The organism is Streptomyces sp. NPDC002328, from assembly GCF_042890065.1.
Taxonomy (GTDB): Bacteria; Actinomycetota; Actinomycetes; order Streptomycetales; family Streptomycetaceae; genus Streptomyces.
Genome location: NZ_JBIARQ010000007.1, coordinates 363,511 through 387,997, shown reverse-complemented (window position 1 = coordinate 387,997; position 24,487 = coordinate 363,511). Strand labels below are relative to the sequence as shown.

General features: G+C 71.9%; 22 protein-coding genes. 17 read left to right on the top strand and 5 right to left on the bottom strand.

Annotated features, from left to right (window positions below; genetic code table 11):
* Window positions 1-35: 35 nt before the first annotated feature.
* Complete coding sequence (locus ACFYX4_RS21085; RefSeq protein WP_389335154.1) at window positions 36-992, top strand: LLM class F420-dependent oxidoreductase; 957 nt, start codon at window positions 36-38, stop codon at window positions 990-992.
* Window positions 993-1,074: 82 nt separating this feature from the next.
* Here the strand turns inward: ACFYX4_RS21085 and ACFYX4_RS21080 are convergent, their stop codons facing one another.
* On the bottom strand, window positions 1,075-1,866 hold the full coding sequence (locus ACFYX4_RS21080) for a class I SAM-dependent methyltransferase (RefSeq protein ID WP_389335151.1): 792 nt from the start codon (window positions 1,864-1,866) through the stop codon (window positions 1,075-1,077).
* Window positions 1,867-2,101: 235 nt separating this feature from the next.
* Window positions 2,102-3,904, bottom strand: a complete 1,803-nt coding sequence (locus ACFYX4_RS21075) for a glycoside hydrolase family 15 protein (RefSeq protein ID WP_389335226.1) — start codon at window positions 3,902-3,904, stop codon at window positions 2,102-2,104.
* 540 nt (window positions 3,905-4,444) lie between these two features.
* Between ACFYX4_RS21075 and ACFYX4_RS21070 the strand changes: the two genes are divergently transcribed.
* The 10 genes from ACFYX4_RS21070 to ACFYX4_RS21025 all read left to right on the top strand — a co-directional run bounded on the left by ACFYX4_RS21070 (window position 4,445) and on the right by ACFYX4_RS21025 (window position 16,503).
* Window positions 4,445-6,127, top strand: coding sequence for a CTP synthase (locus tag ACFYX4_RS21070; RefSeq protein ID WP_389335223.1), 1,683 nt, complete (start codon window positions 4,445-4,447; stop codon window positions 6,125-6,127).
* Between the two features lie 100 nt (window positions 6,128-6,227).
* The gene (locus ACFYX4_RS21065) at window positions 6,228-6,854 is read left to right on the top strand and encodes an NUDIX domain-containing protein (protein ID WP_389335148.1); all 627 of its coding nucleotides are present in this window, start codon (window positions 6,228-6,230) and stop codon (window positions 6,852-6,854) included.
* A 187-nt stretch (window positions 6,855-7,041) separates the two neighbouring features.
* Window positions 7,042-9,099 (top strand): tetratricopeptide repeat protein, encoded by a 2,058-nt coding sequence (locus ACFYX4_RS21060; protein ID WP_389335146.1) that lies wholly within the window; start codon window positions 7,042-7,044, stop codon window positions 9,097-9,099.
* A gap of 133 nt (window positions 9,100-9,232) precedes the next feature.
* Entirely contained in the window at window positions 9,233-10,357 is a 1,125-nt protein-coding gene (ald, locus tag ACFYX4_RS21055) for an alanine dehydrogenase (RefSeq protein WP_389335143.1), read from the top strand.
* Between the two features lie 497 nt (window positions 10,358-10,854).
* Complete coding sequence (locus ACFYX4_RS21050; RefSeq protein WP_389335140.1) at window positions 10,855-11,895, top strand: ParA family protein; 1,041 nt, start codon at window positions 10,855-10,857, stop codon at window positions 11,893-11,895.
* Window positions 11,880-12,470: a hypothetical protein gene (locus tag ACFYX4_RS21045; protein ID WP_389335137.1), complete on the top strand. Its 591-nt coding sequence runs from the start codon at window positions 11,880-11,882 to the stop codon at window positions 12,468-12,470. The genes ACFYX4_RS21050 and ACFYX4_RS21045 overlap by 16 nt, the downstream gene beginning before the upstream one ends.
* An 18-nt stretch (window positions 12,471-12,488) precedes the next feature.
* Complete coding sequence (locus ACFYX4_RS21040; protein WP_389335134.1) at window positions 12,489-13,601, top strand: segregation and condensation protein A; 1,113 nt, start codon at window positions 12,489-12,491, stop codon at window positions 13,599-13,601.
* Window positions 13,598-14,281 (top strand): SMC-Scp complex subunit ScpB, encoded by a 684-nt coding sequence (gene scpB, locus ACFYX4_RS21035; protein WP_389335131.1) that lies wholly within the window; start codon window positions 13,598-13,600, stop codon window positions 14,279-14,281. The genes ACFYX4_RS21040 and scpB overlap by 4 nt, the downstream gene beginning before the upstream one ends.
* A complete protein-coding gene (locus ACFYX4_RS21030) occupies window positions 14,281-15,360 on the top strand; it encodes a pseudouridine synthase (protein WP_389335129.1) in 1,080 nt (359 codons plus the stop codon). Before scpB ends, ACFYX4_RS21030 begins: the two co-directional genes overlap by 1 nt.
* 117 nt (window positions 15,361-15,477) lie before the next feature.
* The gene (locus ACFYX4_RS21025) at window positions 15,478-16,503 is read left to right on the top strand and encodes an ADP-ribosylglycohydrolase family protein (protein WP_389335127.1); all 1,026 of its coding nucleotides are present in this window, start codon (window positions 15,478-15,480) and stop codon (window positions 16,501-16,503) included.
* 48 nt (window positions 16,504-16,551) lie between these two features.
* Here ACFYX4_RS21025 and ACFYX4_RS21020 read toward each other — a convergent pair whose 3' ends face one another.
* Window positions 16,552-16,995: a Rieske (2Fe-2S) protein gene (locus ACFYX4_RS21020; protein WP_389335124.1), complete on the bottom strand. Its 444-nt coding sequence runs from the start codon at window positions 16,993-16,995 to the stop codon at window positions 16,552-16,554.
* Window positions 16,996-17,222: 227 nt separating this feature from the next.
* On the opposite strand from ACFYX4_RS21020, the gene aroH reads away from it, so the two are divergent.
* The 5 genes from aroH (at window position 17,223) to der (ending at window position 21,670) form a co-directional block, all read left to right on the top strand.
* A complete protein-coding gene (aroH, locus tag ACFYX4_RS21015; RefSeq protein ID WP_389335121.1) occupies window positions 17,223-17,585 on the top strand; it encodes a chorismate mutase in 363 nt (120 codons plus the stop codon).
* Entirely contained in the window at window positions 17,582-18,667 is a 1,086-nt protein-coding gene (locus tag ACFYX4_RS21010; protein WP_389335118.1) for a prephenate dehydrogenase, read from the top strand. The genes aroH and ACFYX4_RS21010 overlap by 4 nt, the downstream gene beginning before the upstream one ends.
* A gap of 116 nt (window positions 18,668-18,783) precedes the next feature.
* Window positions 18,784-19,470 (top strand): (d)CMP kinase, encoded by a 687-nt coding sequence (cmk, locus tag ACFYX4_RS21005; RefSeq protein ID WP_389335115.1) that lies wholly within the window; start codon window positions 18,784-18,786, stop codon window positions 19,468-19,470.
* Window positions 19,471-19,532: 62 nt separating this feature from the next.
* Window positions 19,533-20,120, top strand: coding sequence for a lysophospholipid acyltransferase family protein (locus ACFYX4_RS21000; RefSeq protein ID WP_389335220.1), 588 nt, complete (start codon window positions 19,533-19,535; stop codon window positions 20,118-20,120).
* A gap of 71 nt (window positions 20,121-20,191) precedes the next feature.
* Window positions 20,192-21,670 carry a ribosome biogenesis GTPase Der gene (der, locus tag ACFYX4_RS20995; RefSeq protein ID WP_389335112.1) on the top strand — a complete coding sequence of 493 codons (1,479 nt, stop codon included), beginning with the start codon at window positions 20,192-20,194 and terminating at the stop codon, window positions 21,668-21,670.
* Between the two features lie 85 nt (window positions 21,671-21,755).
* On the opposite strand, the gene ACFYX4_RS20990 is transcribed toward der, so the two are convergent.
* The gene (locus ACFYX4_RS20990) at window positions 21,756-22,169 is read right to left on the bottom strand and encodes a hypothetical protein (RefSeq protein WP_389335109.1); all 414 of its coding nucleotides are present in this window, start codon (window positions 22,167-22,169) and stop codon (window positions 21,756-21,758) included.
* Between the two features lie 223 nt (window positions 22,170-22,392).
* A complete protein-coding gene (locus tag ACFYX4_RS20985) occupies window positions 22,393-23,172 on the bottom strand; it encodes a hypothetical protein (RefSeq protein ID WP_389335107.1) in 780 nt (259 codons plus the stop codon).
* Between the two features lie 522 nt (window positions 23,173-23,694).
* On the opposite strand from ACFYX4_RS20985, the gene ACFYX4_RS20980 reads away from it, so the two are divergent.
* Window positions 23,695-24,447: a transglycosylase family protein gene (locus tag ACFYX4_RS20980; protein ID WP_389335104.1), complete on the top strand. Its 753-nt coding sequence runs from the start codon at window positions 23,695-23,697 to the stop codon at window positions 24,445-24,447.
* Window positions 24,448-24,487: the final 40 nt, after the last annotated feature.

The following is a 24,487-nucleotide window of genomic DNA, read 5'->3' as shown; positions in this document are numbered from 1 at the left end:
GAGTCAGGCCGCCGACGCGGGGTAGCGGCGCGGGCATGGACTTCAGTGTGGTTGCCGTGGCCCGTGAGGACGACAGCCCGGTCGACGAGCCGCTGCGGGTCGCGGCGCTCGCAGACCGGCTCGGCTTCCGGGAGGTGTGGGCCGGGGAGGGGCCGACCTGGGACGCGTTCGTGCTCGCGGCGGCGCTCGGACGGGTCACCGAGCGGGCCGCGCTGACGGCCGGGCCCGTGCCGGTGAACGTGCGTGATCCCTACACGCTGGCCCGGGGCGCCGCCTCGGTCGCCGCCGTCACCGGGCGGTCGGTCGGGGTGGCGCTGGGCACCTCCAGCAAGCGGGTGGTCGAGGGCGTCCACGGACTCCCTCGTACCCGGCCCGCCGCCGCCCTGGCGCGGTGCGCGCAGGAGCTGCGCGGTCTGCTGCACGGGGCGCCGGGCGAGCCGGTCGTGCCCGGCAGCCCGTTCGTACGCCGGCTGCCGCCGCCCGGCGGTCCGCTCACCGTGGCAGCGTTCGGCGACCGGGCGATCGAGGCGGCCGTCGCCCACGCCGACCGTCTGCTGCTCGACCTCGTCTCCCCGGAGCAGGTGCGCGATCTGCGCGCCCGGATGACCGCGGCGGCCGAACGGGCGGGCCGCACCCCGCCCACGCTCGCCGCCTGGCTGCCGGCTGCCGTCGACCCCGACCCGGAGTCGCTCGCGCAGGTGCTGGGCAGCATCGCGGGCTATCTGACCGTGCCCGGCTACAGCGACGTGTTCGTGGAGGCCGGCTTCGGCGAGGCCGTCGAACTGGCCGCGTCCGGCGCCGACCGCGCCACCCTGGTCCGCGCCCTGCCCGCGGCGGCCGCGGCCACGGTCGGCCTGATCGGCGACCCCGACACCGTACGGTCCCGGATCACCGCGTACGCCGAGGCCGGCCTCGACGAGATCGCCCTGGTCCCGGCGACGGCGGGCGACCCGGCGGGTGAGCGCACGCTGACGGCGCTCGCCCCGTCCTGACGACGCACCGGAGGTCGGGCCGGCACAGCGTTCCACTCGGCCATTCGGAAACATGGCCGTCTCGGCCGGCCTCACGGCCGGGTCAGCCCGGCTTGACCGCCAGCGTCGCAAAATAGTTCGACATGTATTGAGCGGATGCGTTGGATTGGTGCGGCGCTTCCGCGAAGCCGGTGAGGACGAAACCCGCGGCGAGTTGCCCGCCGATCTGGTCGGTGAGGGTATGGCTGTATTCAAGAGCGGCATCCGCGCCGAATTTCGTGGCGCGTTCCTCGGCGGAGTACTGCGTGACATCGCTATAGGGCAGCTTGTGTACGACGATCATCTCGCCGCGTTCGTCGAGCGCCTCAGGGTCGAACAAGTACACATCAGGGTTGAGGAAACCCGCGAGCAGTGTTCCGCCCGGTCGCAGGACGCGGAAGCACTCACGCCACACCAGTGCCAAGTCTGGTACGAACAGGTTGGAGACCGGATGGAATACGACGTCGAATGTTGCGTCGCCGAAGGAGCTGAGGCCGCGCATGTCGCCCAGAACGGTGCGCAGCTCGAGCCCGTCGCGCGCCGCCACCATCTGGTCCTGGCCGAGCTGGCGGGGTGAGTTGTCGAACACGGTGACCCGCGCCCCTGCGGCGGCGAGGATCGGACCCTGCTGGCCACCGCCGGAGGCCAGGCACAGCACGTCCTTGCCGGTCAGGTCCGTCGGCAGCCAGGAGCGGTCGACCGGCTCACGCCCGATGAGAACGATCGACCAGTCGCCCATGCGGGCGCGCTCGACATCCTCAGCCCCCACCGGCCTCGACCACTCGCTGCCCTCTTGGACATACCTGTCCCAGGCCGCCCGATTGTGGGCGACGGGGTCGACGACAATGTCCTGCACGTTCAACTCCCTGCTACAGCCAAGCGGACGCCTGCGGTACTGACAGTTCGGTGCCGCTAGCCAACACGATTGCAGGATGCGGGCTCAACCGAATTGCCGGGCATCGAAGGGAATTACCGTGGCGGTGTGGTGGCATGCCGGCAGCGTTCATGAATCCCGCTCACCTGTCGTATCCGGCACGGCTACGACAGCCTCGCGCGGAATCCGACACGGGGAACGGGATCCCGCAAGTCGCTCAGCCCCCGTACGCGCCCGACGCCGTGAGGCGCAGGGCCGTGTCGATCAGGGGGACGTGGCTGAAGGCCTGGGGGAAGTTGCCGACCTGGCGCTGGAGACGGGGGTCCCATTCCTCGGCGAGGAGGCCGAGGTCGTTGCGCAGGGCGAGCAGCTTCTCGAAGAGCTTGCGGGCCTCGTCCACGCGGCCGATCATCGCGAGGTCGTCCGCCATCCAGAACGAGCAGGCGAGGAACGCGCCCTCGTCGCCGGGGAGGCCGTCGACGCCCTCGTCGCCGCCCGAGGTCGGGTAGCGCAGGATGAAGCCGTCCGGCGTGGACAGCTCCCGCTGGATCGCCTCGATGGTGCCGATGACGCGCTTGTCGTCGGGCGGCAGGAAGCCCATCTGCGGGATCAGCAGCAGCGACGCGTCCAGCTCCTTCGAGCCGTAGGACTGCGTGAAGGTGTTGCGTTCCTTGTCGTAGCCCTTCTCGCACACGTCCCGGTGGATGTCGTCGCGCAGCTCGCGCCACTTCTCCAGCGGGCCGTCCGCGTCGCCGGACTCGATCAGCTTGATCGTGCGGTCGACCGCGACCCAGGCCATGACCTTGGAGTGCACGAAGTGGCGGCGCGGGCCGCGCACCTCCCAGATGCCCTCGTCCGGCTCGTCCCAGTGCTTCTCCAGGTAGCGGATCAGCTTCAGCTGGAGCAGCGAGGCGTAGTCGTTGCGGGCGAGGCCGGTCATGTGGCCGAGGTGCAGGGCCTCGGTGACCTCGCCGTACACGTCCAGCTGGAGCTGGTGGGCGGCGCCGTTGCCGACGCGCACCGGCGCGGAGTTCTCGTAGCCGGGCAGCCAGTCCAGCTCCGCCTCGCCGAGCTCGCGCTCGCCGGCGATGCCGTACATGATCTGGAGGTTCTCCGGGTCGCCGGCGACCGCGCGCAGCAGCCACTCTCGCCAGGCGCGGGCCTCCTCGCGGTAGCCGGTGCGCAGCAGCGAGGACAGGGTGATCGCCGCGTCGCGCAGCCAGGTGTAGCGGTAGTCCCAGTTGCGGACGCCGCCGATGTCCTCGGGCAGGGAGGTGGTGGGCGCGGCGACGATGCCGCCGGTGGGGGCGTAGGTGAGCGCCTTGAGCGTGATCAGGGAGCGGATCACGGCCTCGCGGTAGGGGCCGTGGTACGTACAGTGCTCGACCCACTCGCGCCAGAAGTCCTCCGTCGCCTCCAGCGACTGCTCCGGCTCGGGCAGCGCCGGCGGCTCCTTGTGGGAGGGCTGCCAGGAGATGCTGAACGCGATCCGCTCGCCGGGGGTGACCGTGAAGTCGGCGTAGGTGGTCAGCGACTTGCCGTAGGTCTCCGCCTCCGCGTCGAACCACACGGAGTCCGGGCCGGCGACGGCCACCGTGCGGCCCTCGTGCTTGTGCACCCAGGGGACGACCCGGCCGTAGGAGAAGCGCATGCGCAGGGTGGAGCGCATGGGGACGCGGCCCGAGACGCCCTCGACGATGCGGATGAGCTGCGGGGCGCCGTCACGCGGGGGCATGAAGTCGGTCACCCGGACCGTGCCGCGCGGGGTGTCCCACTCCGACTCCAGGATCAGGGAGTCGCCCCGGTAGCCGCGCCGCACCGCGCGTGGCGGTTCCGCGTCGGCGGCGTGCGCCGGGCCCAGCCGCCAGAAGCCGTGTTCCTCGGTGCCCAGCAGCCCGGCGAAGATCGCGTGTGAGTCGAAGCGGGGCAGGCAGAGCCAGTCCACCGTGCCGTCCCGGCAGACCAGCGCCGCTGTCTGCATGTCTCCGATGAGTGCGTAGTCTTCGATGCGCCCGGCCACGTGCAACTCCAGTCGAACGGCCACGTCACCCCACGAGGGGGCTGTCGCTAGTGCGGTCAAGGGGGGATGTTGTGCTGCGTCGTACTGCGTCGTTGAGCGTTCAAGCAAAGCAGTCGCCCAGCTTCATTGGCAAAACGCCAATTCTTGCTCAACGAACTGACGAGCTCTCGTTGTTCCGGTGAATACGGACGGGGGTGGTGCCGCGTTCGGAAGGTCGGGCTCGGCAGCGAGTGTCCGAGCAGGATACGACGCACGTAGATGATCTGTGTGCCGCTCCGGGCAACGCGGGTGAGCCGAACGGGTGAGCAGGGGTGATGAGCCGCCGCGTGTGCGCACGTCCGTGTCGGCCCGTGCGCGGAGCGTGGCCGGAAGCCATCTCCCCGAGGCGCTGATACCCTGGTAGCCCGTGGACCGGTGGGCACGAAACCCCCGAACCGCAGCGACGGCACCCCCGGAGATCCCCGGCGGAATCCGCTGGTGACAGCCTCCGGGAGCCGCACCGCACCCCCAGACCGCGACCACGGGAGCCCCCTCTTGGCCATGCCGCCCGCTGCTTTCCGAAACAGCACCACGACGACCAAGCACATCTTCGTCACCGGGGGTGTCGCCTCCTCGCTCGGCAAGGGCCTGACGGCCTCCAGCCTCGGCATGCTGCTCAAGGCCCGTGGCCTGCGCGTCGTGATGCAGAAGCTGGACCCGTACCTCAACGTGGACCCCGGCACGATGAACCCCTTCCAGCACGGTGAGGTGTTCGTCACCAACGACGGCGCCGAGACCGACCTGGACATCGGCCACTACGAGCGCTTCCTCGACCGCGATCTGGACGGCTCCGCCAACGTCACCACCGGCCAGGTGTACAACACCGTGATCGCCAAGGAGCGGCGCGGCGAGTACCTCGGCGACACCGTGCAGGTCATCCCGCACATCACCAACGAGATCAAGCACCGCATCCGCCGCATGGCGACGGACGAGGTCGACGTCGTGATCACCGAGGTCGGCGGCACGGTCGGCGACATCGAGTCGCTGCCGTTCCTGGAGACCGTCCGCCAGGTCCGGCACGAGGTCGGCCGGGACAACGTCTTCGTGGTCCACATCTCGCTCCTGCCCTACATCGGCCCCTCGGGCGAGCTGAAGACCAAGCCCACCCAGCACTCCGTCGCCGCCCTGCGCAACATCGGCATCCAGCCGGACGCGATCGTGCTGCGCTGCGACCGCGAGGTCCCCACCGCGATCAAGCGGAAGATCTCCCTGATGTGCGACGTGGACGAGGCGGCCGTGGTGGCCTGCCCCGACGCGCGCTCGATCTACGACATCCCCAAGACCGTGCACGGCGAGGGCCTGGACGCCTATGTCGTACGGAAGCTGGACCTGCCGTTCCGCGATGTGGACTGGACGACCTGGGACGATCTGCTCGACCGCGTCCACAACCCCGACCACGAGATCACCCTCGCCCTGGTCGGCAAGTACATCGACCTGCCGGACGCCTACCTCTCGGTCACCGAGGCGCTGCGCGCGGGCGGCTTCGCCCACAAGGCCCGCGTGAAGATCAAGTGGGTCACCTCGGACGACTGCAAGACCCCGGCGGGCGCCGCGGCGCAGCTCGAGGACGTCGACGGCATCTGCATCCCCGGCGGCTTCGGCGACCGCGGCGTGCTCGGCAAGGTCGGCGCGATCAAGTACGCCCGCGAGAACCGGATCCCGCTGCTCGGTCTCTGCCTGGGCCTCCAGTGCATCGTGATCGAGGCCGCCCGCAACCTGGCCGACATCTCCGACGCCAACTCCACCGAGTTCGACTCCGCCACCGGGCACCCGGTCATCTCCACCATGGCCGAGCAGCTCGACATCGTCGCCGGCGAGGGCGACATGGGCGGAACGATGCGCCTGGGCATGTACCCGGCGAAGCTGGCCGAGGGCTCCATCGTGCGCGAGGTGTACGACGGCAAGGAGTACGTCGAGGAGCGGCACCGTCACCGCTACGAGGTCAACAACTCCTACCGCGCGGAGCTGGAGAAGAAGGCGGGCATCCTGTTCTCCGGCACCTCCCCGGACGGCAAGCTCGTCGAGTACGTCGAGTACCCGCGGGACGTCCACCCCTACCTGGTGGCCACGCAGGCGCACCCCGAGCTGCGCTCCCGCCCGACGCGACCGCACCCGCTGTTCGCCGGTCTGGTGAAGGCCTCCGTCGAGCGTCAGCAGGCCGAGGGCGCGCGGAATTCGAAGTAACGCACCGGTTGTACGGTGGCCGGGGTGACTGCCTTCAAGAGGTGGTCGCCCCGGTTCTCGTTTTCCGGGTATTCGTTCGCGGCACAGGGAAGGGCACCCCATGACGATCAAGGACACCGCCGAGGAGTGGGAGATCCGGGCGACGGAGACCCCCTTCGTGGGCAACAAGACCTCCGTCCGCACGGACGAGGTGGTCATGCCCGACGGCACGGTGGTCGGCCGCGACTACCAGGTCCACCCCGGCTCGGTGGCCGTCCTCGCCCTCGACGACGAGGACCGGGTCCTGCTCATCAAGCAGTACCGGCACCCCGTCCGCGAGAAGCTGTGGGAGATCCCGGCCGGCCTGCTCGACGTGCCCGGCGAGAACCCGCTGCACGCCGCCCAGCGGGAGCTGTACGAGGAGGCGCACGTCAAGGCCGAGGACTGGCGGGTGCTGACCGACGTGTACACCACGCCCGGAGGCTGCGACGAGGCCGTACGGATCTTCCTCGCCCGCAACCTGTCCGAGGCCGAGGGCCGGCGCTTCGAGGTCGAGCACGAGGAGGCCGACATGGAGCACGCGCGTGTGCCGGTCGACGAGCTCGTGCGCGGGGTGCTCGCGGGCGACCTGCACAACACCTGCCTCGTCGTCGGAGTCCTCTCCCTGGTCGCCGCGCGCACCGGCGACGGGCTCGACGCGCTGCGCCCGGCTCAGGCGCCGTGGCCGGCCCGTCCGTTCGAGGCCTAGAACGGTCGAGGCCTGAACGTTCGAGGCCTGAACGCGGCACGCCCCGGTGTGACGATCGCCTGATCCGATCGGGCGACGCCACCGCCGCGCTCCTCCCGGTACGTCGCAGAGCGTGAACTAGGCTCTGGAATCGCCCGATCCGGAGTCCCGGCGGGCTTGCGCGCGCGGTGGTACGGGAGGGTGGCCCGTGACGGATCAGGCAGTGGACACAGACGGCGTCCAGCTGTCGGGACACGCTGTGACGGAGGGCCATTTCCTGGGCCGCACCCGGGAGTTGAAGGAGCTGTGCGCGGACATCGAACGCGCGGGCCTGGACACCCTGGCAGGGAAGAAGGCCCCCCGCGCACGCGTGCTCCTCATCGCCGGACGGCCGGGATCCGGCCGCAGCGCCCTCGCCGAGGCACTCGTCCGCCGGGTCGCCGCCCGCTACCCCGACGGAGTGCTGCGCGCCCGCCTCGGCGAGCCCGACGGCGCCCCTGTCCCGGTCGAGCGGGCCGCCCGCGAACTGCTCGCCGCCCTCGACCGGCCGGCCCCGGCGGGCGCCTCGCAGGACGACCTCTCGGCCTGTCTGCGCGAAGCGCTCGCCGAGCGGCGCGCGCTGATCCTGCTCGACGACGCGGCCGGCGCCGAGCAGGTCGACGCACTCCTCCCGGACACCCCGGAGTGCCTGGTCGTCGCCGTGTCCGCGGGACCGCTCACCGGCATCTCCGACGTGCGCCCCTGCACCCTGGGCGGCCTGGACACCAAGTCCGCGCTGGAACTGCTGACCCGCCACATCGGCTCCGTGCGCATCACCGTCGACCCGTGCTCCGCCGAGGGCCTCGTCGAGACCTGCCAGGGGCATCCCGTCGCGCTGATCCTCGCCGGCGGCTGGCTCGCGGCCCGCCCCAAGTCGGCCGTGGCCGACCTCGCCAAGCAGCTCCACGCGGAGGGCGACGAGGGCACCCCGCTCAGCCGGGTGTTCGGACTCGTGCACGCCGGTCTGCCCGCGACCGCCGCCCGGATACTGCGACTGCTCTCCCTCGCCCCCGCCGGGCTCGTCGACGCCCACACCGCCTCCGCGCTCGCCGGCTGCTCGATCGGCGCCGCCCGCGGCACCCTGGACGACTTCGCCGCCCTCGGCCTGCTGCGGCCCGTGGCCTCCTCGCCGCCCCAGTACGAGGTCCCCGGCTGTCTGCACCCTTTGCTGCGCACGGCCGCCGAGGCCCATGAGCGGCCGGCCGAGCTCCAGCTGGCCCGCGCCCGCATGCTGGAGCGCACGGTGCGGCTGCTCCAGTCCTGTCGCGCCGTCACCGAGACGGACAACCCGCAGGCCCGCGAGAAGCTCCAGGGCATGCCCCGCGCCCTGCGCTTCGACTCCCCGCACGCCGCCGCCGAGTGGCTGAGCGTCCGCCGGCCCGCGCTGCTGGGCGCCGCCCGGCTCGCGGTCGCCGACGGCGAGCTGGACACCCTGGCCAGGCGGCTGATGGCGCAGCTGGTCAAGGCGATGGTCGCGCACTTCGGCACCCAGGGCGCCGCGCCCGATCTGTACGGCGTCCACCAGCTCGTCCTGGACGTCGCCGAGCGCCGCGGGCTGCCCCGGGAGAAGGCCGCCGCCCTGCTGAACCTGGGCGACGTGGACGCCCGCACCGGGCGCACCGCGGAGGCGCTGGTGCGCTACCGGGCCGCGCTGGACGCCGGACGCGAGGCGAACGACCCGTACGCGACCGGCCGCGCGATGGAATCCGTGGGCGGCGCGCATCTGGAGCTCGGCGACTTCGAGCGGGCCGCCGACTGGTTCGGGCGGGCCCTCGCCCAGCGGCTGGCCCGCGACGAGCGCGTCGACGCCGCCCGCCTGTACGGCCGGATCGCCACCGCGCACACCTACGCGGGCCGCTACGGGGAGGCGCAGCGCGGCTGGCGGGCCGCGGCGGCCGTGCACCGCAAGAACGGCGATGTGGCCGCGCAGGCGCGGGCGTTGAGCGAGCTGGCCCGCGTCCAGGAGTACGCGGGCCGGCCCGCGGATTCGCTGCGCACCTGCCAGGAGGCGGTGGAGTGGGCGCGCCGCGCGCGGGACGCGCGTCTCCAGGCCGCGCTGCACCTGCGGCTGGCCGACACCTGCGAGCACCTCGGCGACCCGGCCGCCGCCCGCCTGCACCGGGGCGCTGCGGAGCGCATCCTGGGAGAAGAGGCCCCCGGCAGTGAGTCAGGGCCGGAACAGGACGCTAACGCCTGCGAAATCCGCAGTACACCTGCTGAAGATTGATGCTTTGAAAGGCTAGACAGCGGGAACACCTTCATTAGACTGGCTCTGCCGCGTTCTCCTGCGGTGTATCCCGGTGTGCCCTTCGCATCCGGGTTCGTACTGATATGACCCCACACCCCCTGAGCCAAGGACCGTGATCGACGTGAAGGTCGGCATCCCCCGCGAGGTCAAGAACAACGAGTTCCGCGTGGCCATCACCCCCGCAGGCGTGCACGAGCTGGTGCGCCACGGCCACCAGGTCGTCGTCGAGCAGGGCGCCGGCGTCGGCTCGTCGATCCCGGACGAGGAGTACGTGACCGCCGGCGCCCGCATCCTGCCGACCGCCGACGAGGTCTGGGCCACGGCCGACCTGCTGCTGAAGGTCAAGGAGCCCATCGCCGAGGAGTACCACCGCCTCCGCAAGGACCAGACGCTCTTCACGTACCTGCACCTGGCCGCGTCCAAGGAGTGCACCGACGCCCTCGTCGAGTCCGGCACCACGGCGATCGCCTACGAGACCGTCGAACTGCCCAACCGCGCGCTGCCGCTGCTCGCCCCGATGTCCGAGGTCGCGGGCCGGCTCGCCCCGCAGGTCGGCGCCTACCACCTGATGGCCGCCAACGGCGGTCGCGGCGTGCTGCCCGGCGGCGTCCCCGGCGTGCTGGCCGGCAAGGCCGTCGTCATCGGCGGCGGCGTCTCCGGCTGGAACGCCGCGCAGATCGCCATCGGCATGGGCTTCCACGTGACCCTGCTCGACAAGGACATCAACAAGCTCAAGGAAGCCGACAAGGTCTTCGGCACGAAGATCCAGACGGTCGTCTCCAACGCCTTCGAACTCGAGAAGGCCTGCCTGGAGGCCGACCTCGTGATCGGCGCCGTCCTCATCCCGGGCGCCAAGGCCCCGAAGCTCGTCACCAACGAGCTGGTCTCCCGGATGAAGCCCGGAAGTGTCCTTGTCGACATCGCGATCGACCAGGGCGGCTGCTTCGAGGACTCCCGCCCGACCACCCACGCCGAGCCGACCTTCCCGGTCCACAACTCGGTCTTCTACTGCGTCGCCAACATGCCCGGCGCGGTCCCCAACACCTCCACCTACGCGCTCACCAACGCGACCCTGCCCTACATCGTCGAACTCGCCGACCGGGGCTGGGCGGAGGCGCTGCGCCGCGACCCCGCGCTGGCCAGGGGCCTCAACACCCACGACGGCAAGGTCGTTTACCGCCAGGTCGCCGAGGCCCACGGCCTCGAGCACGTGGAGCTCGCCTCGCTCCTCGGCTGAGACGCTCCGCCAAGTCACCTTTTCGTAAAGGCGATACGTCAACAAGATGCCGCAAGGGCGTACGCACGGCCGGACCTTGCCCGACAAGGTCCGGCCGAGTGTGTGTATGGTCACTTTGCCGCTCTCGGCCAACTCGCCTCGAACGTAAGCCTTCGACCGATTCGCACACCGGTGAAACCTGCTGTGCGACGGCCGTACGCCCTTGACAGCGGGATGTTTCATTGCCGACACATCGGGCCGGGTCCGGCGGATTGTGTTGCTGCGGATGCCCGACACGCCATAGAGTCGCCAATCGTCGGCATGGTGCCACGCTGACCTTGTCTAGAAGTTTCCTGGTCACCAAGGAGGTAAGACGACTTGTGAATGAGTCGACATTTTCTCCCGGGGGTGGTCATCCAGGAACGCCTACGCGGGGCCCGGGCCCCGCGGGGCGCGAGGCTGTCGGCTCCGTCGCTGTCCGAACCTTCGCAGCCCATCAGAGCCAGAGAAGCCCCCATATGGCTCAGCCAGCACTCCACAGCATGGATGGCCATCACGTGAACGCCATGGCCGGCGACGGAAGTGGCGCGCCCCGCAACCACTTCGCCGACTACGACGAACTGCCCGAAGGGCACTTCTACGACCCCGACGCCGAGTACGAGCCCGACCCCGAGTACGCGGCCACGCTCGCTCCCGACGCGGCACGCCAGCGTCGCGAGCGCATCGGCCCGACCGGTCGCCCGCTGCCGTACTTCCCGATCCCGGGCCCGCTGACCGATCACGGGCCCGCGAAGATCATCGCGATGTGCAACCAGAAGGGCGGCGTCGGCAAGACGACGTCGACCATCAATCTGGGCGCCGCCCTCGCGGAGTACGGACGCCGGGTGCTGCTCGTCGACTTCGACCCGCAGGGCGCGCTGTCGGTCGGTCTCGGCGTCAATCCGATGGAGCTCGACCTCACCGTCTACAACCTGCTCATGGAGCGGGGCATGTCGGCGGACGAGGTGCTCCTGAAGACGGCGGTCCCCAACATGGACCTGCTGCCCAGCAACATCGACCTGTCCGCCGCCGAGGTCCAGCTGGTCTCCGAGGTCGCGCGCGAGTCGACGCTCCAGCGGGCCCTGAAGCCGCTGCTGGACGACTACGACTTCATCGTCATCGACTGCCAGCCCTCGCTCGGCCTGCTCACCGTCAACGCGCTCACGGCCGCCCACAAGGTGATCGTGCCGCTGGAGTGCGAGTTCTTCGCGCTGCGCGGTGTCGCGCTGCTCACCGAGACCATCGAGAAGGTCCAGGAGCGGCTCAACCCGGAGCTGGAGCTCGACGGGATCCTGGCGACCATGTACGACTCGCGCACCGTGCACAGCCGTGAGGTGCTCGCGCGTGTCGTCGAGGCGTTCGACGACCACGTCTACCACACGGTCATCGGGCGCACGGTCCGCTTCCCGGAGACCACGGTCGCCGGCGAGCCGATCACCACCTACGCCTCCAACTCCGTCGGCGCCGCCGCCTACCGCCAGCTCGCCAGGGAGGTGCTCGCCCGGTGTCACGCCGAGTGAGTCTGCCGGGGGCCGACGAACTCTTCCGTACGACAGGGGGGACGGCGCTCCAGCCGTCCGCACCGCGCCGCCCGGCCAACGGCGAGGCGCGGGTACCGGCTCCCGCCGGGGAGAGCGACACGGCGGCAGCGGCGGCCTCGGCCGAGGACGCGCCGCAGGCCGTGCCCGCGCAGGGCGGTGACGGCGAGGGCGCCGAGCACGTGGCGGCCGACGCCGACCAGGGCGACGCCGGGGAGTCCCGCAGCCGGGCCGCCGGCGCGGAGCGCTCCGCGCGCCGCCAGGGAGCCGCGCAGGAAGGTTCTGCCACCGCCGGCGAGGCGACCCAGCCCCGCAAGCGCGGCCGGGCCGCGGCCCGCCGGCCCAGCGGCCGGGAGCGACACGACGAGAAGATCACCGTGTACGTCTCCGCCGAGGAGCTGATGGACCTGGAGCACGCCCGACTGGTGCTGCGCGGCGAGCACGGGCTGGCCGTCGACCGGGGCCGGATCGTCCGTGAGGCGGTCGCCGTCGTCCTGGCGGACCTGGAGGCCCGCGGGGACGCCAGCATCCTCGTACGCCGGCTGCGCGGGCGGTAGCGGTAGCCTGCGGGGGTCATGACCTCGAACGACGTCCCTTCCCCCGCCCCCGCCTCCGGCGGTCCAGCCGGTGGCCGCCGGCGTGCGCTGGGGCGCGGGCCGGGGGCGCCTGCCGCGCCGCCGGCGGCCGAGGCTGAGGTCGCCGTCGAGGTCGAGCCCGGTGGGCCGTCGAGCCCGCCCGCTGCTCCCAGCGGAACGCCTGTCCGCGACGGAGGTGAAGCCGTCCCGGCGGAGGGCGAGTCCTCCGACGGGGAGACCTCCGACGGGGAGACCTCGGACGGGGTCTTCACCGTTCGGCTGGCCAACTTCGAGGGGCCGTTCGACCTGCTGCTCCAGCTGATCTCCAAGCACAAGCTGGACGTCACAGAAGTCGCGCTCTCCAAGGTCACCGACGAGTTCATGGCGCACATCCGGGCGATGGGGCCGGACTGGGACCTGGACCAGACCACCGAGTTCCTGGTCGTCGCCGCGACGCTGCTCGACCTGAAGGCGGCCCGGCTGCTGCCCGCCGCCGAGGTCGAGGACGAGGCCGACCTCGCCCTCCTGGAGGCCCGCGACCTGCTCTTCGCGCGCCTGCTCCAGTACCGCGCGTACAAGCAGATCGCCGACATCTTCAACGGCAGGCTCGACGAGGAGGCCCGCCGCTACCCCCGTACCGTCGGCCTCGAAGCGCACCACGCCGAACTGCTGCCCGAGGTCGTCATCAGCATCGGCCCGGACGGGTTCGCGAAGCTCGCCGTCAAGGCGATGCAGCCCCGGCCCAAGCCGCAGGTGTACGTCGACCACATCCACGCCCCGCTGGTGAGCGTGCAGGAGCAGGCCCAGATCGTCGTCGCGCGGCTGCGGGAACTCGGCGAGGCAAGCTTCCGGGTGCTCGTCGAGGACACCGACGACACCCTCACGGTCGTGGCCCGCTTCCTGGCCCTGCTCGAGCTGTACCGGGAGAAGGCCGTGGCCCTGGAGCAGGAGACCGCCCTGGGCGACCTGCTCGTGCGGTGGACCGGCGGGGACGGGGACGAGACGCCGAGGGTGACCGACGAGTTCGACCGGCCGCCCGAGCCGCCCGAGAAACCCGAGCCGCCCGAGAAACCCGAGCAGCCGGAGAGGCCCGAGGAGGAGAGGACGCCGTGAGCGAGGAGACCATCGGGACCGCCGGAGCCCCGGCCGGGCCGCGCACCGTCGCGGACCTCGCGCTCAAGCCCGCCCTGGAGGCCGTCCTGATGGTCGTGGACGAGCCCGCGACCGAGGAGCACCTCGCGAAGATCGTGGAACGGCCGCGCCGGCAGGTCGCGGACGCGCTGCGCGAACTGGCCGACGAATACACCGTGCAGGGGCGCGGATTCGAGCTGCGGCTGATCGCCGGCGGCTGGCGGTTCTACACCCGGCCCGAATACGCCGCGGCCGTCGAGCGGTTCGTCCTGGACGGGCAGCAGGCCCGGCTCACCCAGGCCGCGCTGGAGACCCTCGCGGTGGTCGCCTACCGCCAACCGGTCAGCCGTTCCCGGGTGTCCGCGGTGCGCGGGGTGAACTGCGACGGCGTGATGCGCACCCTCCTCCAACGCGGTCTCGTCGAGGAGGCGGGCGCGGAACCCGAAACAGGTGCGATCCTGTACAGGACGACGAACTACTTCCTGGAGCGGATGGGCCTGCGCGGTCTGGACGAGCTCCCGGAGCTCGCGCCCTTCCTCCCGGAGGCGGAGGCGATCGAGGCCGAGACCCAGGAAGCCGTACCGTCGTTCGACCCGGACGCCCCGGACCCGGACGACGGCGCGGGGACGACCATGCCTGACACGACGACGACGGAACTTTGATGCGAAGCAGCGGTAGCGGTAGCGGTAAGGGCGGCGGGCGCGGCAACCAGCGCGGCGCCGGCAACAACAGGGACCAGAAGCAGGGGCAGGGGCAGGGGCGTCCCCGCAAGCCCCGTCCCGAGGAGCGCCGCTACGACGTGGGCCCCGGCGCGTCCCCCGAGGGCCCGAAGTCGGGGCGCGGCGGCGCGGCGCGCGGCGGCGCCAAGGGCGGACCCAAGCAGTCCCCGCAGGGCGGTCGCGGCCGTACGGCGCCCGCGCGCTCCCGGGAGTACGAGGCACGCGCCGAGGAGCGCAACCGCGAGCGGTACGCCGGCAAGAAGGACGTCAAGCTGCCCAAGACCTTCCCGGGCGCCGAGCAGGAGGGCGAGCGGCTCCAGAAGGTCCTCGCGCGCGCGGGCTACGGCTCCCGGCGCGCCTGCGAGGAGCTGATCGAGCAGGCGCGGGTCGAGGTCAACGGCGAGATCGTCCTGGAGCAGGGCAAGCGGGTCGACCCGGAGAAGGACGAGGTCAAGGTCGACGGCCTCACGGTCGCCACGCAGTCGTACCAGTTCTTCTCGCTCAACAAGCCGGCCGGCGTCGTCTCCACGATGGAGGACACGGAAGGCCGCCAGTGTCTCGGCGACTACGTGACCAACCGCGAGACGCGGCTGTTCCACGTCGGCCGGCTCGACACCGAGACCGAGGGCGTCATCCTGCTCACCAACCACGGCGAGCTGGCGCACCGGCTGACCCACCCCAAGTACGGCGTGAAGAAGGTCTACCTCGCGCACATCGTGGGCCCGATCCCGCGCGACCTGGGCAAGCGGCTGAAGGACGGCATCCAGCTGGAGGACGGGTACGCGAAGGCGGACCACTTCCGCGTCGTCGAGCAGACCGGCAAGAACTACCTGGTCGAGGTCACCCTCCACGAGGGCCGCAAGCACATCGTGCGCCGCATGCTGGCGGAGGCGGGCTTCCCCGTCGACAAGCTGGTGCGCGTCGCGTTCGGCCCGATCACCCTGGGCGACCAGAAGTCGGGTTGGCTGCGCAGGCTGTCGAACACCGAGGTCGGCATGCTGATGAAGGAAGTCGACCTCTAGACGTCGATCCCTGGACAGGGGGCGGGCGAGCGCGGCTCGCCCGCCCCCTTCACCGTTGTATCCACCGTCGTGGCGGCCGACGTTCGTGCCGCGACCGTCCCGGGAAGGACGTTCCGCATGACCGCCCCCACCACCGTCAGGAAGCGCGCCGCCACCGGAGCCCTCGTGGGCCTCGCGCTGGGCGACGCGCTCGGGTTCCCGACCGAGTTCAACGACGTCCCCTCGATCCTCGCCAAGTGCGGGCCCTGGCGGCAGATGCGCCTGGCCGAGCCCGCCTTCGTCTCCGACGACACCCAGATGACGCTGGCCGTCGGACACGCCCTGCGCACGGCCATGGACCGCGGGCTGCTGGTGCCGTCCCGGCTGGCGCGCCCGCTGCGCGAGGAGTTCGTGAACTGGTACCGGTCGCCGGAGAACAACCGCGCGCCCGGCCGGACCTGTTTGACGGCGTGCGACCTGCTCGAGGACGAGCGCCGCCCCTGGCAGGACGCCGGCCAAGTCGGCTCCAAGGGATGCGGCGCGAACATGCGCGTCGCGCCCCTCGGCCTCGCGCCCGGCCTCAGCGACGAGCAGCGGGCCGGCGCCGCCCAGCTCCAGTCAGGCCTCACCCACGGCCACCCCACCGCGCTCGCCGCCTCCGACCTCACCGCCCACGCCGTACGGCTCCTCGCGCAGGGCGCGCAGCCGGCCGAGCTGATCGGGCTGCTGCGCTCGTACGCCCGGGAGAACCGCAGCCGCTACCACGAGCGCTGGCTCGGCGACCTGTGGACCCGCGCCCAGGACCCGACCCCCGAGCACTTCATCGCCCGCGGCTGGGACGACTGCCTGGCCGTCCTGGACCGCCTGGAGGCGGCCCTGCGCGACCCCTCGCCCGAGACCGACCCCTGCCTCGACACGGGCGAGGGCTGGATCGCGGAGGAGGCCATGGCGGGCGGTCTGCTGTGCTTCCTGCTCTTCCCCGACGAGCCGGTGACCGCGCTGCGCCGGGCGGCCTGCTCGTCCGGGGACTCCGACTCCATCGCCTGCCTCGCGGGAGCCTTCGCGGGCGCGTACGCGGGGGCCGAGGCGTGGCCCACGGAGTGGGCGGACCGGATCGAGTACCGAGGGGAGCTGGTGACCCTCGGGGCCTTGTGGGACCTGTGACGGCCCCAGGCTCCAGGCCGTCGGCCCCCGGCTCCCGAGGGCTCGCGCTCACGCCAGCCGGATGGCGTTCCCCTCCACCGTGATCTGCTCCGCCGGCAGCGGCCTGGTCGCCGGGCCCGCGGTGACCGCGCCGTCCGTGATGCTGAAACTGCTCTTGTGGCAGGCGCAGTTGATCGTGCTGTCGGCGACGCTGGTGACCGTGCAGCCCTGGTGGGTGCAGATCGCGGAGAAGGCCTTGAACTCGCCCTCCTTCGGCTGGGTCACCACGACCTTCTCCTCCTTGAAGATCGTGCCGCCGCCGACCGGGATGTCGGCCGTGGTCGCCAGTTCCTGACCGGCGGAGGCGGCCGGCGACTCGGCCCCGGCGGTCCCGCTGGCGGCGGGCGTCTCGGACTCGGCGGAAGAGCCGCCGTCGCTCTCGCTGCAGCCGACGGCGAGTGCCGCCGCGCCCGTCGCGAGGAGGACCGTACGGCGGGTGGCGGTGTGCGTCATGTCGTCACTCCGAAGGTGCGGAAGGTGCGAAGAACAGCCGGTGAGGCGCTCCGAACGGAGCATCAGCAATCTTGGCACCGAACCCACCGAAGAAGAAGCAACTCGGGAGGGAACGCCGTAAAACGCACGCCGGGCCCGTCTCAGCGGGCGGGCGGCGGGCACCCCCCGGACGCGGGCTGACTAGGCTGGACGCAGAGCCGACGCCTATGCGAACGAGGAGCAGCACCGTGGCGGTACGAGCGGTCCGCGGGGCCGTCCAACTGGAGCGGGACGAGGCCGGCCACATGGACGAGCAGGTCGGAGCCCTGCTCACCGCCATCATGGACCGGAACTCGCTCAGCGCCGACGACCTCATCAGCATCTGGTTCACGGCCACCCCCGACCTGCACAGCGACTTCCCGGCGGCCGCCGCCCGCAAGCTCGGCATCGTCGACGTCCCGCTGATCTGCGCGCAGGAGCTCGACATCCGGGGCGCCATGCCGCGGGTCGTCCGCGTCCTCGCCCACATCGAGTCCGACAAGCCGCGGACCGGCATCAACCACGTCTACCTCGGCACCGCCGCCGCCCTGCGCAAGGACATCGCCCAGTGAGGACCGCGCTCGTCATCGGAACCGGGCTCATCGGCACCTCCGCCGCCCTGGCCCTCGCCCAGCGGGGCGTCGTCGTCCACCTGGAGGACCACGACCCCGAGCAGGCCCGCACGGCCGCCGCGCTCGGCGCCGGCACCGACGCGGCCCCCGACGGCCCGGTGGACGTCGCCATCGTCGCCGCGCCGCCCGCCCACGTGGCCGCCGTGCTCGCCGACGCCATGCGCCGGGGCGTGGCCCGCGGCTACCTCGACGTGGCCAGCGTCAAGGGGGGCCCGCGCCGCGAGCTGGAGGCGCTCGGCCTGGACCTGTCGACGTACCTCGGCACGCACCCCATGTCGGGCCGGGAGAAGTCCGGTCCGCTGGCCGCGTCCGCCGACCTCTTCGAGGGCCGCCCCTGGGTGCTGACGCCCACCCGGGACACCGACACCGAGGTGCTCAACCTCGCCCTGGAACTCGTCTCGCACTGCCGGGCCGTCCCGGTGGTCATGGACGCCGACGCCCACGACCGGGCCGTGGCGCTGGTCTCCCACATGCCCCATCTGGTCTCCAGCATGGTCGCCGCCCGCCTGGAGAAAGCCGAGGAGGCCGCCGTACGGCTGTGCGGGCAGGGCATCCGGGACGTCACCCGGATCGCCGCCTCCGACCCCCGGATGTGGATCGACATCCTCTCCGCCAACCCCGGGCCGGTCGCCGACCTCCTCGCCGACGTCGCCGGCGACCTGGAGGAGACGGTGCGGGCGCTGCGGGCGCTCCAGTCCGCCGACGAGGCCAAGCGGCGCGAGGGGGCCGGCGGCGTCGAGGACGTCCTGCGGCGCGGGAACGCGGGGCAGGTCCGCGTCCCCGGCAAGCACGGGTCCGCTCCGCGGGCGTACGAGGTGGTCGCGGTGCTCATCGACGACCAGCCGGGGCAGCTGGCCCGGATCTTCGCCGACGCGGGGCTGGCGGGGGTCAATATCGAGGACGTCCGGATCGAGCATGCGACGGGGCAGCAGGCGGGGCTGGTGCAGCTGATGGTCGAGCCCAAGAGCGTGGGGGTGTTGTCTTCGGCGTTGCGGGAGCGAGGGTGGGCGGTGCGGCAGTAGGTCGCCGCCTGTGCGCCCGGGTGTGCGGCCGGACGAGTGAGTCGTACCCAGTAACCTTGTCCGGGGCGTGTTCTCGCCCCGTGGTCCTCCGCCTCGCACCAGGAAGGTGTCCCCCCGTGGAAAACGGCGCCGCCCAGCCCGTGATCGTCGCCATCGACGGTCCCTCCGGCACGGGCAAGTCGAGCACGTCCAAGGCCGTCGCCGCCCGGCTCGGGCTGAGCTACCTGGACACCGGTGCGCAGTACCGGGCGATCACGTGGTGGATGGTGAGCAACGGGATCGACATCGAGGACCCCACGGCGATCGCCGCCGTCGCCGGCAAGCCGGAGATCGTCTCCGGCACCGACCCGTCGGGCCCGACGATCACCGTCGACGGCGTCGACGTGGCCGGTCCGATCCGCACCCAGGAGGTCACCTCCCAGGTCAGCGCGGTCAGCGCGGTGCCCGAGGTGCGGACCCGGATCACGGAGCTCCAGCGGTCGCTGGCGGTCTCCGCCGAGCGGGGGATCGTCGTCGAGGGGCGGGACATCGGCACCACCGTGCTGCCGGACGCCGATCTGAAGATCTTCCTCACCGCCTCCCCGGAGGCCCGCGCCGCCCGCCGCAGCGGTGAGCTGAAGGGCTCGGACGTGCACGCCACCCGCGAGGCGCTGATCAAGCGCGACGCGGCCGACTCCTCCCGCAAGACCTCCCCGCTCGCCAAGGCGGACGACGCCGTCGAGGTGGACACCACCGAGCTGACGCTGGCCCAGGTCATCGAGTGCGTCGTCACCCTCGTCGAGGAGAAGCGGGCGGGGAAGTGACACCGCCGTCCGCGCCCTCGGAGAAGGGCGCCGAGGTCGGACGCCGGATCGGCGTCGGGCTGATGTACGGGCTGTGGCGGCCGCGTGTGCTGGGCGCCTGGAAGGTGCCCGCGACCGGCCCGGTGATCTTCGCCGTGAACCACTCCCACAACATCGACGGACCGATGGTCATGGGCGTCGCGCCCCGGCCGACGCACTTCCTGATCAAGAAGGAGGCGTTCGTCGGCCCGCTCGACCCGTTCCTGACCGGCATCGGCCAGCTCAAGGTGGACCGCGAGACCACCGACCGCACGGCCATCACCCGGGCGCTGGGCGTGCTGGAGAACGGTGGGGTGCTGGGGATCTTCCCCGAGGGCACCCGCGGCGAGGGCGACTTCGCCTCGCTGCGCGCCGGGCTCGCCTACTTCGCGGTGCGCGGCGGAGCGCCGATCGTGCCCGTCGCCGTCCTGGGAAGCACGGAGCGGCGCGGACGGTTGATGAAGGGGCTGCCCCCGCTGCGGTCCCGCGTCGACGTCGTCTTCGGCGACCCGTTCGACGCGGGCGACGGCAGCGGGCGGCGCACGCGCAAGGCGCTGGACGAGGCGACCGAGCGCATCCAGAAGCAACTCGCCGCGCACCTGGAAAACGCCAGGCGTCTCACCGGGCGCTAGGCGACACTGAGTAGTGGATCACCTGACGAGGGAGGTCCACCGATCACCACGATGAACGAGGTACGGACTTCATGAACGACCACATCCAGCCCGGCGGCTCGGACGGGTTCGAGCACGATCACGGGGCGCTCGGCGAAGCCGAGTACGCGGAGTTCATGGAGCTCGCCGCCGAAGAGGGCTTCGACCTGGAGGACGTCGAGGGCGCCATCGAGGCGGCCGGCCACGGGCCGCTGCCCGTGCTCGCCGTCGTCGGCCGCCCCAATGTCGGCAAGTCGACCCTGGTGAACCGGATCATCGGCCGCCGTGAGGCCGTCGTCGAGGACAAGCCCGGCGTCACCCGCGACCGGGTCACCTACGAGGCCGAGTGGGCGGGCCGCCGCTTCAAGGTCGTCGACACCGGCGGCTGGGAGCAGGACGTCCTCGGCATCGACGCCTCCGTGGCCGCCCAGGCCGAGTACGCGATCGAGGCCGCCGACGCCGTCGTGTTCGTCGTCGACGCCAAGGTCGGCGCTACCGACACCGACGAGGCGGTCGTACGGCTGCTGCGCAAGGCCGGCAAGCCGGTCGTGCTGGCCGCCAACAAGGTCGACGGCCCCAGCGGCGAGGCCGACGCGTCCTACCTGTGGTCCCTGGGCCTCGGCGAGCCGCACCCCGTCTCCGCGCTGCACGGCCGCGGCACCGGCGACATGCTGGACGCCGTCCTGGAGGCGCTGCCGGAGGCCCCCGAGCAGAGCTTCGGCGCGGCGGTCGGCGGACCGCGCCGCATCGCCCTCATCGGCCGCCCGAACGTCGGCAAGTCCTCGCTGCTGAACAAGGTGGCGGGCGAGGAGCGCGTCGTCGTCAACGAGATGGCCGGCACCACCCGTGACCCGGTCGACGAGCTGATCGAACTCGGCGGCGTCACCTGGAAGTTCGTCGACACGGCGGGCATCCGCAAGCGCGTCCACCTCCAGCAGGGCGCCGACTACTACGCCTCGCTGCGCACCGCCGCCGCGGTCGAGAAGGCCGAGGTCGCGGTCATCCTGATCGACGCCTCCGAGTCCATCTCGGTCCAGGACCAGCGGATCGTGACGATGGCCGTCGAGGCGGGCCGCGCGATGGTCATCGCCTACAACAAGTGGGACAACCTCGACGAGGAGCGCCGCTACTACCTGGAGCGGGAGATCGAGACCGAGTTCGGCCAGGTCGCGTGGGCGCCCCGGGTGAACGTCTCGGCGCGCACCGGACGGCACATGGAGAAGCTGGTCCCCGCGATCGAGACCGCCCTGGCCGGCTGGGAGACCCGGGTCCCCACGGGCCGTCTGAACGCCTTCCTGGGCGAACTGGTCGCCGCCCACCCGCACCCCATCCGGGGCGGGAAGCAGCCGCGCATCCTCTTCGGCACCCAGGCCGGCACCAAGCCGCCGCGGTTCGTGCTGTTCGCGTCCGGTTTCATCGAGGCCGGCTACCGGCGCTTCATCGAGCGCCGGCTGCGTGAGGAGTTCGGCTTCGAGGGCACGCCGATCCACATCTCGGTGCGGGTGCGCGAGAAGCGCGGCAAGAAGAAGTGACGACGTGAGGACGTGACGCGACGGCTGGAGGGCGGCGCCCGGGGGTGGGGCGCCGCCCTCCAGCCGTGTCGGGAACTCCCGTGGCTCAGTAGCCCCGGCGGGCCGGCGGCAGGGCCGCCGGGATGTGCTGCATCCCCGTCTGCCCCTGCGGCCGGCCGACCTGGGTGAGCGGGCCGACCCGCTGCCACTGGGACTGCTGCCCGAGCCCGTTGCGCGCGCTCTGCGCGCCGGCGCTGTAGGCGCTGTAGCCGCCGCTGAACGCGTTGCCGAGCGTGCTGCTGAACGACCCGGTGCTGTGCGGGACGTTCCCGAAGGCGGTGAACGCCAGCTCTTCCTCCCCGCTGCGGTCACCCGGCAGCGAGCGGAACGACTTGACGTACTCGGCGTAGAGCGCGTCGTAGATCGGCGTGGCCGAGGGGCCGCCCTGGGGATCCTGGTCCGGCCGGGCGGTCGAGGTCGGCTGGAAGGCCTGGCGGCGCGGAACGTCGTAGGTGTGCACGTATGTCCAAACGACCCGGCGCGGGAAGGGATGCGGCCGGACGGCCCGCGTCGGGGGGGGGCGGGGGCCCCCCCCCCCCGCCGCCCCCCCCCCCCCCCCCCCCCCCCCCCCCCCCCCCCCCCGCCCCCGTCTTCCGCCCCCGCCCCCGTCTTCCGCCCCCGCCCCCGGCTTCCGGCCCCGGCTTCCGTCGCCCGGTTGCCTGCCGGGGTGCGTCAGGCGGGGCTCAGGTGCCCGCGAGCGGCAGGGCCGCGCCGACGAGCTTGCCGGCCGCCGCGGCCTTGTCCAGCGCGTCCCGCAGCAGGTCCTCCCGGGGCTGACGCCCGATGGAGCCCACCGGCGCCGCGAACATCAGCACCTGCTGGTGCTTGTTGGCGGCGGCCCGCCATCCCTCGGTGACCTGGAGCGGCTGGTGCGCCTGCCACCAGGCCACCGGCTGGCCTCCGTTGGCCGAGGGCTGGAGCACAGCGTGCAGCTGCCCCATCGCCAGCAGCACGGACCAGCCGTGCTGCACCGGCGGCGCCTCGGACAGCTCGGTCAGCGGCATGAAGCCCTGCTCGATGAGGAGCGGCAGGAAGTCGTCGCCGAGACCGGTGGCACCGGGGCGCGCGATGGGCGCGGTCGGCTCGACGACCAGGGCCGGGTGCAACTCCCCGGCGATCAGGACGAGTCCGCTGGTGACCCCGAGCACGGCCTGCTCGGGCACGACCCTGGCGGGGTCCGGGGCGGCGTCGCCGCTGATGGAGCGGACCGCGCCCTGGAGCTGCTCCTCGGTGACCTGGACGACCTGCGAGGGCAGGCAGGTGGAGTGGGCGAAGGCGAGGACGGCGGTCTCGTCCCCGATGAACAGGACGGTGCTGGTGCGCTCGTGCGCGGAGTCGCCCGGGGTGCGGCAGGACGTGCAGTCGTAACTGCCCGGGGCGTTCTCTCCGGCGAGCAGCCGGTCGGCTTCTTCGTCGCCGATCTCGGCGCGTACCTCGTCGCTGACGTCGAGCATGCGCGGCACGGGTGGCTCCCTCGGAATGCGGTGCGTTGGCGGGGCCGGGATGCTCCCCGGCTCATGAAGAAGACAACGGCGGATCTGTGGCGGGAGTCACGCTGCACGGCGAAGGGAATCGAACCGCCCTGCGCGCACGGTCACGAGGTGTGCGGAATCGAACACTCACCGTCAAGTAACGAGATGCTAACGGAAGTTGGTTCCGTGAGGTGGGACACAGATCAACAAGGTGGCTGGCCCGACAAATGGCGACATCGCCGGATCAATCAGTGCGTTCAATGGGGGGTGTTACTTGCGGTAATGGCCAACTGGCCTGCGACAACCTGGAGTTGGTTGATAACGAACCGTCAGAGTCCATAGATTCCTCCGCCGTGTGCAGCCAGCACCGCCCGGGAACGTCCGCCGACCGCGCAGAGCAACACACCGCGCAGCACCACCGTCGGCGGACAGGGCGGAGCGCGACGACCGCGTCCTTGCGCGGACGGCGCGCCCCGCTCGGGGGGAGACCCGGGTTCGCAGAGAGGGATCTACATGTCCGAATGTGCCGATAACACCCGCTCCACCACCCGCTCCACCGCCCGTACGGGCGCCGGCAAGGCGCGGACGACGGCGGTCATCGCCGGGGCGGCGCTGCTCGCCCCGCTCGGCCTGCTGGCCGCGACCGGCAACGCCGCGGCGGCGGACAGCGGGGTGTGGGACCGCATCGCCCAGTGCGAGAGTGGCGGCGACTGGCACATCAACACCGGCAACGGCTACTACGGCGGACTCCAGTTCTCCGCCTCCACCTGGCGGGCGTTCGGCGGCGCGCAGTACGCCTCCACCGCCGACAAGGCCAGCAAGTCCCAGCAGATCTCCGTCGCCACCAAGGTGCAGCGCTCCCAGGGGTGGGGCGCGTGGCCGACCTGCTCGGCGCGCGCCGGGGCGTCCGGGAGCGCTCCCTCGGGCGGCTCCGCCTCGGCCGACTCGGGCTCGTCGACGTCCAAGTCCTACGGCTCCAAGTCGACCGGCTCGTCCAAGAAGTCGTCGTCCGGCTCGTCGAAGAAGTCGTCGACCGGCTCGTCGAAGAAGTCCTCGGCCGCGAGCGGCTCGGTGGAGCGTTCGGCCGGCTCGGGCCACAGCAGCCGCGACAGCTCCCGCGGCGACTACACCGTCCGCGAGGGCGACACGCTCAGCACCATCGCCGCCGGCAACGGCACCACCTGGCAGCGGCTCTACGCCGCCAACAAGGACGCCGTCGGCGCGAACCCCGACCTGATCATGCCGGGCCTGCGCCTGGCCTTCTGAGGGCCGCTCACGCCCCGGCCCCACCCCGGTTGCCCGGACC